The 13342-nt window shown below is 41.4% G+C and carries 13 protein-coding genes; 5 read left to right on the forward strand and 8 right to left on the reverse strand.

What is annotated here, in order from left to right; translation table 11 throughout:
• The 3 genes from SORDD27_RS04050 to zwf form a co-directional block, all read left to right on the forward strand.
• The coding region (locus SORDD27_RS04050; protein WP_155718887.1) for an amino acid ABC transporter permease at positions 1 to 562 on the forward strand (562 nt) is incomplete at its 5' end.
• Positions 562 to 1302 (forward strand): amino acid ABC transporter ATP-binding protein, encoded by a 741-nt coding sequence (locus SORDD27_RS04055; RefSeq protein ID WP_001096336.1) that lies wholly within the window; start codon positions 562 to 564, stop codon positions 1300 to 1302. The genes SORDD27_RS04050 and SORDD27_RS04055, both read left to right, overlap by 1 nt.
• A 149-nt stretch (positions 1303 to 1451) precedes the next feature.
• Entirely contained in the window at positions 1452 to 2939 is a 1488-nt protein-coding gene (gene zwf / locus SORDD27_RS04060; RefSeq protein WP_061427479.1) for a glucose-6-phosphate dehydrogenase, read from the forward strand.
• 44 nt (positions 2940 to 2983) lie between these two features.
• Here zwf and ftsY read toward each other — a convergent pair whose 3' ends face one another.
• The 3 genes from ftsY to SORDD27_RS04075 are packed head-to-tail and all read right to left on the reverse strand — an operon-like array spanning position 2984 to position 5907.
• Positions 2984 to 4294, reverse strand: coding sequence for a signal recognition particle-docking protein FtsY (gene ftsY / locus SORDD27_RS04065; RefSeq protein WP_061427481.1), 1311 nt, complete (start codon positions 4292 to 4294; stop codon positions 2984 to 2986).
• A 3-nt stretch (positions 4295 to 4297) separates the two neighbouring features.
• Positions 4298 to 5116, reverse strand: a complete 819-nt coding sequence (locus SORDD27_RS04070) for a Cof-type HAD-IIB family hydrolase (protein WP_061427483.1) — start codon at positions 5114 to 5116, stop codon at positions 4298 to 4300.
• Complete coding sequence (locus SORDD27_RS04075) at positions 5116 to 5907, reverse strand: Cof-type HAD-IIB family hydrolase (protein WP_061428065.1); 792 nt, start codon at positions 5905 to 5907, stop codon at positions 5116 to 5118. Before SORDD27_RS04075 ends, SORDD27_RS04070 begins: the two co-directional genes overlap by 1 nt.
• 205 nt (positions 5908 to 6112) lie before the next feature.
• Between SORDD27_RS04075 and SORDD27_RS04080 the strand changes: the two genes are divergently transcribed.
• Positions 6113 to 6808 (forward strand): VIT1/CCC1 transporter family protein, encoded by a 696-nt coding sequence (locus tag SORDD27_RS04080; protein WP_061427485.1) that lies wholly within the window; start codon positions 6113 to 6115, stop codon positions 6806 to 6808.
• A 39-nt stretch (positions 6809 to 6847) separates the two neighbouring features.
• Here SORDD27_RS04080 and SORDD27_RS04085 read toward each other — a convergent pair whose 3' ends face one another.
• From SORDD27_RS04085 to SORDD27_RS04110, 5 genes are all read right to left on the reverse strand, one after another.
• Positions 6848 to 8836 (reverse strand): FtsX-like permease family protein, encoded by a 1989-nt coding sequence (locus tag SORDD27_RS04085; RefSeq protein WP_061427488.1) that lies wholly within the window; start codon positions 8834 to 8836, stop codon positions 6848 to 6850.
• Between the two features lies 1 nt (position 8837).
• Positions 8838 to 9596 carry an ABC transporter ATP-binding protein gene (locus SORDD27_RS04090; protein ID WP_000173369.1) on the reverse strand — a complete coding sequence of 253 codons (759 nt, stop codon included), beginning with the start codon at positions 9594 to 9596 and terminating at the stop codon, positions 8838 to 8840.
• 594 nt (positions 9597 to 10190) lie between these two features.
• The gene (locus SORDD27_RS04100) at positions 10191 to 10463 is read right to left on the reverse strand and encodes a PspC domain-containing protein (RefSeq protein WP_001092797.1); all 273 of its coding nucleotides are present in this window, start codon (positions 10461 to 10463) and stop codon (positions 10191 to 10193) included.
• Positions 10464 to 10522: 59 nt separating this feature from the next.
• Complete coding sequence (locus SORDD27_RS04105) at positions 10523 to 10972, reverse strand: SprT family protein (RefSeq protein ID WP_061427491.1); 450 nt, start codon at positions 10970 to 10972, stop codon at positions 10523 to 10525.
• Positions 10959 to 13088 carry a Tex family protein gene (locus tag SORDD27_RS04110; RefSeq protein WP_061427493.1) on the reverse strand — a complete coding sequence of 710 codons (2130 nt, stop codon included), beginning with the start codon at positions 13086 to 13088 and terminating at the stop codon, positions 10959 to 10961. Before SORDD27_RS04110 ends, SORDD27_RS04105 begins: the two co-directional genes overlap by 14 nt.
• A 136-nt stretch (positions 13089 to 13224) precedes the next feature.
• On the opposite strand from SORDD27_RS04110, the gene SORDD27_RS10480 reads away from it, so the two are divergent.
• A partial coding sequence (locus SORDD27_RS10480) for an SPJ_0845 family protein (protein ID WP_061427495.1) occupies positions 13225 to 13342 on the forward strand: 118 nt, incomplete at its 3' end.

The following is a 13342-nucleotide window of genomic DNA, read 5'->3' on the forward strand; positions in this document are numbered from 1 at the left end:
CGGGATTATCTTCGGTATGTTTAGCGTTAGCCCATACAAATCTCTTCGTCTTATCTCTGAGATTTTCGTTGATGTTATCCGTGGTATCCCATTGATGATTCTTGCAGCCTTCATCTTCTGGGGTATTCCAAACTTCATCGAGTCGATTACAGGCCAACAAAGTCCAATCAATGACTTTGTAGCTGGTACTATCGCCCTCTCACTCAATGCAGCTGCTTATATCGCTGAAATTGTTCGTGGTGGGATCCAAGCTGTTCCAGTTGGCCAAATGGAGGCCAGCCGCAGTCTTGGTATCTCTTATGGAAAAACCATGCGTAAGATTATCTTGCCACAAGCGACTAAATTGATGTTGCCAAACTTTGTCAACCAATTCGTTATCGCTCTTAAAGATACAACCATCGTCTCTGCTATCGGTTTGGTTGAACTTTTCCAAACTGGTAAGATTATCATCGCCCGTAACTACCAAAGTTTCAAGATGTATGCAATCCTTGCTATCTTCTATCTTGTAATTATCACGCTTTTGACTAGACTAGCGAAACGCTTAGAAAAGAGGATTCGTTAATGGCAAAACTAAAAATTGATGTAAATGATTTGCATAAGTATTATGGAAAAAACGAAGTTTTAAAAGGCATTACTACTAAATTTTATGAAGGAGATGTTGTCTGTATCATCGGTCCTTCGGGTTCTGGTAAATCCACTTTCCTCCGTAGCCTTAACCTTCTCGAAGAGGTAACGAGTGGCCACATCACAGTGAATGGCTATGATTTGACTGAAAAATCAACCAATGTCGACCATGTTCGTGAAAACGTGGGAATGGTCTTCCAACATTTCAACCTCTTCCCTCACATGTCCGTCCTAGAAAATATCACTTTTGCACCTATTGAACACAAACGAATGACCAAAGAAGAAGCTGAAAAATTGGGGATGGAGTTGCTGGAGAAAGTCGGTCTTGCAGACAAGGCTAAGGCTAATCCAGATAGCCTTTCAGGTGGTCAGAAACAACGTGTAGCTATCGCTCGTGGACTTGCCATGAATCCTGATATCATGCTCTTTGATGAGCCAACTTCCGCTCTGGACCCTGAAATGGTTGGAGATGTACTGAATGTTATGAAGGAATTGGCGGAACAAGGCATGACCATGATTATCGTAACCCATGAGATGGGATTTGCTCGTCAGGTGGCTAACCGTGTTATCTTTACGGCTGATGGTGAATTCCTGGAAGATGGAACTCCAGATCAAATCTTTGACAACCCGCAACACCCTCGTCTAAAAGAGTTCTTGGACAAGGTCTTAAATGTATAAAACAAAACTGTAAGGTTCTCCTTACAGTTTTTTAATTGCGTATTGGATTTTTTGTTTTTTTTGAAAATTATGATAAAATAAAAACTATGATAATGAGGAAATCTCATCCCTAGTCCAACTAGGAAAAAATATAGAAATTAGGTAGCTAGATGTCATCAAAGGTTATTGTTACAATTTTCGGTGCGAGTGGAGATTTAGCTAAACGCAAACTCTACCCTTCCCTTTTCAGACTCTATAAATCAGGCAATCTCTCTGAGCATTTTGCTGTTATCGGAACAGCTCGTAGACCTTGGAGTAAGGAATATTTTGAATCTGTAGTTGTCGAGTCCATCTTTGATTTGGCAGATAGTACCGAGCAAGCCCAAGAATTTGCCAGCCACTTCTACTATCAAAGCCATGATGTGAATGACACGGAACATTACATTGCTTTGCGTCAATTACAAGCTGAGCTGAATGAAAAATACCAAGCTGAACACAATAAGCTCTTCTTCTTGTCTATGGCACCTCAGTTCTTTGGAACTATTGCCAAGCACCTCAAATCTGAAAACATTGTTGATGGCAAAGGTTTTGAGCGCTTGATCGTTGAGAAACCATTTGGTACAGACTACGAAACAGCGAGCAAACTCAACGAAGATCTCCTTGCGGCCTTTGATGAAGAGCAAATCTACCGTATCGACCATTACCTGGGTAAAGAGATGATTCAGAGTATCTTTGCTGTTCGTTTTGCCAACATGATCTTTGAGAATGTTTGGAATCGCGAACACATCGATAATGTTCAGATTACCTTTGCAGAGCGCTTGGGTGTCGAAGAACGCGGTGGCTACTATGATCAATCTGGTGCCCTTCGTGATATGGTGCAAAACCATACTCTCCAACTTCTCTCTCTTCTAGCCATGGACAAACCAGCTAGCTTTACAAAAGATGAGATTCGTGCTGAAAAGATAAAGGTCTTTAAAAACCTCTATCATCCAACTGAGGAGGAATTGAAAGAACAGTTTATCCGTGGTCAATATCGCTCTGGTAAAATCGATGGCATGAAATACATTTCCTATCGAAGCGAACCAAATGTCGATCCTGAATCTACAACAGAAACCTTTGCATCTGGTGCCTTCTTTGTAGACAGCGATCGTTTCCGTGGTGTTCCTTTCTTCTTCCGAACAGGGAAACGTCTGACTGAAAAAGGGACTCATGTCAATATCGTCTTTAAGCAAATGGACTCTATCTTTGGAGAGCCACTTGCTCCAAACATTTTGACAATCTATATCCAACCAACTGAAGGATTCTCTCTTAGCCTCAATGGTAAGCAAGTCGGTGAAGAATTTAACCTGGCTCCAAGCTCTCTGGATTACCGTACAGATGCTACTGCTACTGGAGCCTCACCAGATCCATACGAGAAATTAATCTACGATGTTTTGAACAACAACTCTACCAATTTTAGCCACTGGGATGAGGTAAGTGCTTCGTGGAAATTGATTGACCGTATCGAAGAGCTCTGGGCTGAAAACGGTGCTCCACTTCATGACTATAAAGCTGGAAGCATGGGACCTCAAGCTAGCTTTGATTTACTTGAAAAGTATGGAGCCAAATGGACCTGGCAACCAGATATCGCCTATCGTGAAGATGGCCGTTTAGAATAGCAAAAATATCCTGCAAGATTGACTTGCAGGATATTTATTTTGTATTAAATCAAGCCCTCTAAGAGACCCTTCATAAAGTTTTCTGAGTTAAATTCCCCGATATCATCGATTTTTTCACCGAAACCAATCAATTTTACTGGGATATTAAGTTCTTCTCGGATAGCCAGTACAACACCACCTCGGGCAGTTCCATCAATCTTGGTCAATACAATACCTGTCAATGGAGTGATTTTTGAAAACTCTTTTGCTTGTACAAGAGCATTTTGACCAGTTGAAGCATCCAGAGCTAGGAAGGTTTCATGAGGTGCTTCTGGTAAAACACGTTTAATGATACGGCCAATTTTTTCCAACTCTGCCATCAAGTTTTCTTTGTTTTGCAAACGACCTGCTGTATCAATCATGAGAATATCAATCCCTTCGGCTACGGCGCGTTCCATACCATCAAAGACCACACTTGCTGGATCAGCCTTTTCAGGCCCCGTCACAACAGGAACACCCACACGTCGACCCCATTCAGCTAGCTGGGCCACAGCACCCGCACGGAAGGTATCTGCCGCAACCAACATGACTTTCTTTCCAGCTTGTTTGTAGCGATGAGCTAATTTCCCGATAGAAGTTGTTTTCCCAACACCATTGACTCCGACAAAGAGCATGACTGTCAAACCATCTTGGAAATGGATTTGTTCATCGTAGTTGCCATCCTTTTCGTAGAGCTCGACCAATTTCTCGATAATGACACGACGGAGCGCATCAGGCTTCTTAGCATTTTCGAGTTTGGCTTCATAACGTAGTTCTTCTGTTAAGTTTGAAGCGACTTGCACACCGACGTCGCTCATGATGAGCAGTTCTTCCAATTCTTCGAAGAATTCTTCATCGACAGAACGGAAGTTGGCAAAGAAAGCATTCAAACGAGCACCGAATCCTGTACGGGTTTTCTTGAGACTGCGGTCATATTTTTCCTGTACAGTTTCTTCAACCTGAGGAAGTTCTTCTTCTACTACTTCAGAAGCTAACCCTTCTTCGAACTCTACAGTTTCTTGGTTCTCTTCTTCTAGAAATTTTTCCGACTCTTGGAATTGTTCCAATTCATCAGATTCTAGCTCAAGCTCTTCCTGATTAGTTTCCTCGACTGCTTCTGGTTCAATAACTTCTTCTGTTGAGATCTGAGGAATTTCTTCTTGAGCAGGTGTTTCTTCCACTTTTTCTCTTGTTGTCTCTTCCTGAGAAGTTTCTTCGACTGCCGTTTGGTTTTCTTCAACCTCTTCTGACAAATCAAGATTTTCCAGAGCTTCTTTAACAATATCTTCGATTTTCGGCTCTTCTTTTTTCCCGAATAGACGGTCAAATAATCCCATATTCTAGTTCTCCTTTAGCACGTATTCTTCGATAGCCCAGGCAACGGCTTCCTCGTCGTTGGTCATAGGGGTAATCACATTGGCAACTTCCTTAACCGCTGGAACAGCATTTTGCATGGCAACTCCCAGACCTGCCCACTCAATCATGGAAAGGTCATTGGCCTCGTCCCCACAAGCCATGACTTGACTTTGATCGATTCCTAAGTGATTAATTAATTTCGCTAAACCTGTTGCCTTGTGAACGTTTTTCGGCGACCATTCCAATAAAAGTTCACGCGATTTGAAGATTTCATATTGGTCAAACAATTCAGGAGAAATCTGTTGAATCGCTGCATCCAAAGGTTCTTGGGCAAAGGCGGTCACACATTTATTATATGTCATCTGACTAGATAGATCCTCAAAAGCGACAGGTACGAAAGTCAGGGCTGGGTTGAACTTAGCATAGAGACTTTCTTGGTCCGACTGGATTTGATAGACGGTTCCTTCTGAAATAGCATCTAACGGTAATCCGAGTTTTTCAGTTTCCTCGTACAAGCGTGCCACATCGTCGATTGAAAAGACTGTTTTATCGAGAATCTCCCCTGTATTTTTCTGTACTAGACCACCATTAAAGGTGATGGTGTACTCATCCTCCTGACCGTCAGTCCCCAGCTCATGGAGAAAGAAATCCATAGCCTTCAGAGGACGTCCCGTTGTCAGAACGACCTTGATGCCACGGTCACGCGCAGCTTTGAGGACCGCCTTGGTACGATCTGTTAGCTTTTTATCCGTTGTCAGCAAGGTGCCATCCAAGTCCAATGCAATCAATTTAATATCTGCCACTATAATCCCTCCATATAAGTCATCACTGATTGGTCCTTATGGTGACCAATCACTGCTTCTGCTAATTCTAAAATCTCTGGTCGCGCATTTTCAGGAGCGATGGGGTGCCCCACTACCTGCATCATGTGAAGGTCATTGAGATTATCGCCAAAAGCCATAATCTGATCCATGGTCAGACCAAGTTTTTTTGCCAGCTCAACAATAGCCACACCCTTATCAACATAGTCCAAGACAATATCAATGGATTCAAAACCTGTGGTCATGGCTTTCACACCAGGAACATTTTCGTTGACCCAGGCCTCACCAACTTCTATCGTTTCTTCAGTAAAGTTAGTAGTGAATTTAAAAATCTCATCCGTGATATCTTCCAAACGTGCCACTTTTTGAATGTTTTCATTGTAGTGACTGCTAAACATGAGATAGGTCTCATCCACTGTATCCAAAACATAACAAGCTTTTTTCCCAGTCAAGAGCATTTTTCTTTCGTCAAAATAAGGCGATTTCTTTAAAGCTTCAAAAGTGCTCAAGTAAAAATCCCGAGACATAGTAGCCTCATACATATCCTCACCATGAAACTCAACATAGCTCCCATTTTCAGCTATAAAAATCACTTCGTCACGCACATCCGCAAATAGCTTTTTCAAAGACAAGATACCACGACCCGAAGCCACAGCAAAATAAATCCCCTTTTCCTTGTAGGAAACAAGTACGTTTTTGAGGCGTTTCATATCAAACCGACCCTCTCCATCTAGAAAGGTTCCATCCATATCGGTTGCTACAAGTTTAATCATAAAATCTTTCATTCTCCAATTGATAAATCTATCTTCTATTATACCATAGATAAGTTTAAAAAGGTCCAGTACAGTAGGATAGCACTACTTTTTCGGAGAAACTTCAAAGGGCCTAAAAATTAGAATCGTAGAACTTTTTTCAGATAGTTTAAAAAGTTTGTATTCCACTATTCTTTTCTCTATAATGGAGAGAAAGGAGATGACTATGACAGAAATGAAACATGAAATTGATGCAAACTTTGCAGGCCGACTCAATATCCTACGCGCAGGTGTTCTGGGAGCCAATGATGGGATTATTTCCATCGCTGGAGTCGTTATCGGTGTTGCCAGTGCGACAAGCAATATCTGGATTATCTTTCTATCAGGATTGGCCGCTATCCTCGCTGGTGCTTTTTCTATGGCAGGTGGCGAATATGTCTCTGTATCGACTCAGAAAGACACGGAAGAAGCCGCTGTCGCTAGAGAACAGTTGCTCTTGGATAAGGATATCGAATCTGCAAAACAATCCCTCTATGCTGCTTACCTTCAAAATGGTGAGTGTGAAACGTCCGCCCAACTCTTGACCAACAAGGCCTTTTTAAAAAATCCACTCAAAGCCTTGGTCGAGGAAAAATACGGTATCGAGTACGAAGAATTTACCAATCCTTGGCATGCTGCCATCTCTAGCTTTATCGCCTTTGTACTGGGAAGTCTTCCTCCTATGCTTTCGATCACTGTCTTTCCAAGTGATTATCGCATTCCTGCTACTGTTTTTATCGTTGCCCTTTCCCTTCTTATTACCGGCTATACCAGTGCTAAATTAGGAAAAGCTCCTACGAGAACTGCTATGATCCGTAACCTCTGTATCGGACTTCTCACCATGGGCGTAACCTTCCTCTTGGGACAACTCTTTAGTATCTAAGCTAAAAGAAATACCTCGACCAGCATCGAGGTATCTTTTTTACATTTGCACAATCTTGCGATAACTTCTTGAGGTAATCATAAAGATCAAAACATAGACGATGAGGAAGATAGCACAGATGGACAATGTAACGGTCAACATCATGGTCGCATCCAGCACGCCAATAACTTTTAGGATGAGGCTAAGCATATGATAGGCAAAAGCAAGGTGTAGGAAGGCAAAGAGCAATGGAAGGAAGAAAACAGTTAGAACCTGTTTGTTAATCGTTTGCTTGATTTGCTTTTGATCAAGTCCGACCTTTTGCAAAATGATGAAACGTTCACGGTCTTCATAGCCCTCAGAGATTTGTTTGTAGTAAATAACAAGAACTGTTCCTACCATAAAGATGATAGAGAGGAAGATACCGATGAAGAAAACTCCACCAAAGAGAGCACTCATCTGCGCACTACTATCAGCCAGATTGCTTCCGTAAACATAGCTTCCTTCTTTGTTTATTTCTCTATTAAAGTTGTTAACGAATTTTGAATAGTCATCTGCAATTTTAAGTTGCTCGTCCTCACTAGCTGTTACATTCATACCCCCATAGTATTGATTAAAGATGGAAGAGTTAGGATGCTGTTCAAGAAAGGCTTGTAAGTCAGGAACAACCAAATAGTTATAGTCCGAAGTTAGAATATTGTACTGATTTGGGACATGTTCAAGAATAAAATCTTTTTTGATTTCTTCTTTGATCGTGTAGGTCTGGTTATTCAGAGTCAGTTCTTTCTGCCCTTGAAGTTCCTTGTTTTGAGCAAACAATCCAACTTCCTTACCTGAAAGTCCAAGTTTCTGTCCTGTCATATTCTCATAGTCTTTTTGGTCAAAGACCATAAAAATAGTTTTCGGTTGAACACGATTTTGACCTTTCTCAAAGATTGTCAATTTCGTACCTTCTTGATTTGCCACACCAAAGTTACTGTATGTAAGAACTTCTTTCTTTGTGACAGTCAATCCATTATCACTAGCATACTTGTTCAAGAGTTTTTCGATGTCTTCTTTTTCAACATTCTGTCCTGTAATCCCAAAATCATGTGGATTCATGACCTTCTTGAAGTTTTCTGAAGCCTTAAAAATGCTTGTTGCAGCAGACATAGTCACCAAGACCATGGTTGAAAGGATGGCAATCGTAGCCAAACCAACCGCATTTTTCTTCATTCGAAAGATAAGATTGGATACGGAAATCATGTTGTTAGGTTGGTAATAGTAACGCTTGTTTTTCTTCAAGATTTGTAGGAAAACTGTGATCCCTGCATTGAAGAGAAGATAAGTTCCCAAAATAACTAACAAAACTGCTACGAAGAAAATCAGAACAGCAGAAAGTGGATTTTCAACTGTAACTGCTAGGTAATAACCCGCTCCCAAACTAATCAGACCTAGAATGGTTTGAAGGCCTAAGAAACGTCCTTTTTTCTCACCACTGGCCTTTTCACGAGAGAGTTGAAGGGCATTCATGCGTGCGATACGAAAGGCATTGATGAAAATCAGACCTAGGAAGATAGCTCCAAAAACGATAAGAACTAGGATAAAGACACTTGGTTGGAAAGTCGAAACGAGCTCCACTTTCATCTTCATAAGCTTCAGAAGAAGGGCAAAGATTAGCTTATCAAAGAGAGCTCCTAGACCGAGACCAGCTGTCAAGGTTAAGGAACCAAAAATAAGAAGCTCCTTAAAAACCATACTGATTAAATGGCGCTTTTCGAGACCCAGCATACCATATACACCCAGCTCCTTGGAGCGGTTCTTCATGACAAAACTATTAGCATAAAGGACAATAATTCCAGAAGCGATAGTAACAACCACCATACCGAGAGCAAGGGTCATAGAGATAGTTTCTCCCCCTCGGATCTTGCCAATGTTAGGATTAAGTGACAGTGAGTAAAAGAGATAGGTGATGGTCACTGCTAAGAGAACAGCAAGGGCAAAGGGATAGTAGAGTTTGCGGTTTTTAATCAAGTTAGATACCGCTAACTTATTGGTTAATCGGAACATACTAATTCACCTCGCTTGCCATAACAGTCAAAGTATCAGAGATTTCTTGGAACATCTGACGCTCTGTCTTGTCTCCACGGTAGATTTGGTTGTAAAGAATGCCGTCCTTGATAAAGAGAACGCGTTTGGCCCTACTTGCTGCTGCCGTTGAGTGGGTTACCATGAGAATGGTCTGCCCTCGTTCATTGATTTCATCAAAAACGTCGAGTAAGGCTGCAGATGACTTGGAGTCAAGAGCTCCTGTTGGCTCATCCGCAAGGAGAATTTCAGGTTCGGTGATGATGGCGCGTGCTACTGCTACCCGCTGTTTTTGACCACCAGAAATCTCATAAGGGTACTTCTCTTGCAATTGGTTTATGCCCAAATTTTCAGCGGTTACTACCAATTTCTTCATCATCTCTGTGATAGGTTTTCGTGATAACACTAACGGAAGTAAGATATTGTCCTTAACAGACAAGGTATCTAGCAAGTTAAAGTCTTGGAAGACAAATCCCAACTTCTCACGACGGAAACTTGAAGCCTGGGAATTCTTAATAGTGGCTGTGTCGGTTCCATTCAGGTAAACCTGCCCACGAGTTGGTTTATCCAGCATAGCTAGAATGTTGAGCAGGGTTGATTTCCCAGAACCAGACTCTCCCATGATAGCCACGTAGTCACCCTTTTCTACGGTAAAGTGAATGTCTTTGAGGGCCTCTACTTGGTTACCTTGGAAACGTGTTTTGTAGATTTTTTGAACGTGTTTTACATCTAAAAGTGTCATGATTCTCTCCTTCTTAATATCCCATCAATTGAAACTGTGCTTGCATCATAGCGCATCCCAGTTGAACACGCTCAATATCTTTTTGACTTGGTTTTCTTCTTTTCTTTTGTGAAATTCTTTTCATGGTTTTGCTCCTTTGTTCTTTATGAGTCTAGTTTATCGCAAAAAAAAATTGCTTGCCATAACCTAACCTTACAAAAGAGACTTTAATCTTACATTTTTGTAAGATAGAAAAAAATTTAGAAATTTCACTAAAAGTATTGTACCATAAATGGAAAACAAGAAGAAAACCCTTGCGGATGCAAGGGTTAAAAGTTATTCATCTTTTTGATCTCGTCTAGAAATGATGAATTTATCAATGAAGAGAAAATGAAAAAGAAACAAAGGAATTGCTAAAAGACATCCTTCTTCTGAAAAATCCTGTTTCGTTAAGTGGTATAAGTAATTATTAGTTGATAGAAAACTAGTAATCAAAATAAATAGAATCCAGAACACGTCCGTCCATTTATAGTTTTTAAAGTATTTCCTAAACATGCTACTGCCTTCTTTTCTCTTGTAGTAATGTAGCAAAACTTTTGTTATCGTAGATTTACCTCACCAAAACCAGCCATCATTGTCTTCAATGGCTTGGGCTTCCTTGCGTTTGCGTGGTCCTGTTCCGTACATTTCGGCTTCGATTTCTTCCTTAGTTGGCAGGATAGAGGCAAGGATGATGTAGATTATCACACCAATTCCAAAATTTGCTACGGTAAAAATGGCAAATAGAAAGCGGACTAGGGTTACATCAAAATTCCACTTGTCTGATAGACCAGCTAAAACTCCTGACACCATACGATTTCGTCTCATTTTATAAAATTTTGTATTCATGATTGTTTCCTCTTTCGGTATTCTTACAAGAAGTATAGCATGAATCAGAACTATCAACATCAGTCCTTAGGCCGATTTATGATGACGAGTTTACCTCGACAAACTCCACAGCGATAGCGTTTGGTATCAATTCTTCTCTTACGCTGATAACTTTGCTGGCAGGATTGGCACTGATAGATTAGGTAGGCACTTTGAGATTGTGTTTTCAAAGGTGGTACAAAGCGCAGTCCATCCACTTCTTTCAATAGTTCCTTAAATTCTCGGTCCTTATGGCGATAACCCTTTTTCTGAAAATAAAGGTGATAGTGACAGAGTTCATGGCGCACGATTTTACGAAAGACTTCCAAACCTAGTTCATTATAGACCTTGGGATTAAAATCCAAATGCCCATCCTTTGGGAAAAATCGTCCACCTGTCGTTCGCAGACGAGAATTCCACTGGGCTTGGTGGGTAAAAGGTCTACCAAAGTCTTCGAGGGAAACGTACTGAACGTACTCAGTTAGATTCATCTGGAGCGAGAAGCGACAGATTGACTTTTTCACGTTCAGTATCGATTTTCTTGACCCAAACCGTTACCAAATCTCCGACTGACACCACTTGGCTAGGATGTTTGATATATTTACGACTCATATGGGAAATATGAATTAAGCCGTCCTCGTGAATTCCGATATCAACGAAGGCACCGAAGTCGACGACATTCCGCACCACACCTTCCAGTTTCTGGCCGACTTTTAAATCCTTGATATCCAAGACATCTTGACGAAGAACTGGAGCATCAAAAGAATCACGGAAATCTCGACCTGGTTTGAGAAGGTCAGCAATGATATCTTTAAGGGTTTCTGGACCGAGGTCAAGTTCTTGCGCCATTTCTTTGACTGAAAGGGACTTGAGTTTGCTTTGAGCTTCTTCATTCAAGTCCTTGATATCCAAGCGTTTGAAGAGTTCCTTAACCGCAGCATAGTTCTCTGGGTGAACTCCTGTATTATCAAGGATGTTGCTACTTTCAGGAATACGGAGGAAACCAGCTGCTTGCTCAAAGGCCTTAGCGCCTAGACGAGGAACCTTCTTGATTTGAGCGCGTGAAGTGATTTTTCCTTCTTCCTCACGGTATTTGACGATATTTTCAGAGATGGTTTTATTGAGTCCAGCTACGTGTGAAAGAAGAGCAGGACTAGCAGTATTGACATTGACACCGACTTGGTTGACCACGGTATCCACGACAAAGTCCAAACTCTCAGATAGTTTCTTTTGACTGACATCGTGCTGGTATTGACCGACACCGATTGACTTAGGATCGATTTTGACCAATTCAGCCAGGGGATCTTGCAAACGACGAGCGATAGAGATAGCAGAGCGTTTTTCAACGGTTAATTCTGGAAATTCCTGACGCGCAAGTTCGCTGGCAGAGTAGACAGAAGCGCCACTTTCATTGACGATGACATAGCTGACCTCTGGAAAATCTTTCAGAACTTCCGCCACAAAGGCTTCACTTTCCCGACTGGCAGTTCCATTTCCGATGGCAATAATTTCCACGCTGTATTGACCAATCAAGTCTGCCAAGTCTCGCTTGGCTTCTTCGATCTGACGAGCTGATGCTGGTTTGACAGGATAAATGACCTGAGTCGTCAGCATTTTTCCTGTCGTATCAACAACTGCCAGCTTGGCCCCTGTACGAAAGGCAGGGTCAAAGCCTAGAACCACGCGGCCTTTTAGCGGAGCAACCAAGAGGAGATTGCGCAGATTATCCGAAAAGAGTTGGATAGCCCCTTCTTCTGCCTTCTCGGTTAATTCTGTCCGAATGCGGCGCTCGATAGCAGGCAAGACCTTTTTCTTAACTGACTGTTGAACAACTTCATCAATATAGGCATTTTTTACCTTGAAACGAGTAGCAAAGAAAGCTAGAATACGATCCGTTGCATGTTCAAAGCCGACTTTCAAGATACCTAATTTTTCCCCACGATTGAGGGCTAAGGTTCGATAGCCCTGCATGTTGCCAACTGTCTCTGAGAAATCGTAATATATCTGAAAAACTTGTTTTTCATCAAGACTTTCATCTTTGACTTGCGAAGTGATTTTAGAGTGTCTCAACACTTCCTGATAGGTCATAGCACGTAGATTGACATCTTCGGATAGGGCTTCTACCAAGATATCTACTGCACCCACTAAGGTCTCTTGACCAGTCGCAAATCCTTCACAGACAAACTTCTCAGCCTCTTTCTCTAAGTCAGCTACGTTTTGCAAGATCAAGCGAGCAAGAGGGAAGAGTCCAGCCTCACGGGCAATGGTTGCCTTTGTCCGACGCTTTTCCTTGTATGGAAGATATAGTTCTTCTACGTCTGCTAATTTTTCGGCAGCTAAGATAGCTTCTTCCAATTCCTTTGTTAGCTTACCTTGTTCTTGAATCTTAGCCAAGACAGCTTCTTTACGGTCGTTGAGATTAGTCAGGCTTTTATCCAAGTCGATAATGGCCTTAATCGCCACTTCATCCAGACTACCAGTCATGTCCTTCCGGTAACGTGCGATGAAGGGAATCGTCGCCCCTTCAGCGGTCAAGCTTAGAACGGTATCGATTTGCTTTAAGGTTACACCCAAATCTTGGGAGATTTTTTCATATTTTTTATCCATAAACCTATTATACCATAAGGAACAAAGCTTGTTTCACCTTACCTGTTTTTACCTCTTTGATTATCAAAATAAAAATAATCCCTTTTCCGAAAAATAATAGTATAATAGAGGTAACATTTAGAAAAGAGGTAGGCCCATGGCTGTTAAATTTACAAAAACCGATGACTTGGACAAGATGTTTGAAGAATTCGCCAAACTTCCTGACTTAACACAAGTCACTTTCCCAGATAACAAAAACAAAAAAGAAAAAAGTT

Source organism: Streptococcus oralis, assembly GCF_001579025.1.
Taxonomy (GTDB): Bacteria; Bacillota; Bacilli; order Lactobacillales; family Streptococcaceae; genus Streptococcus; species Streptococcus oralis_X.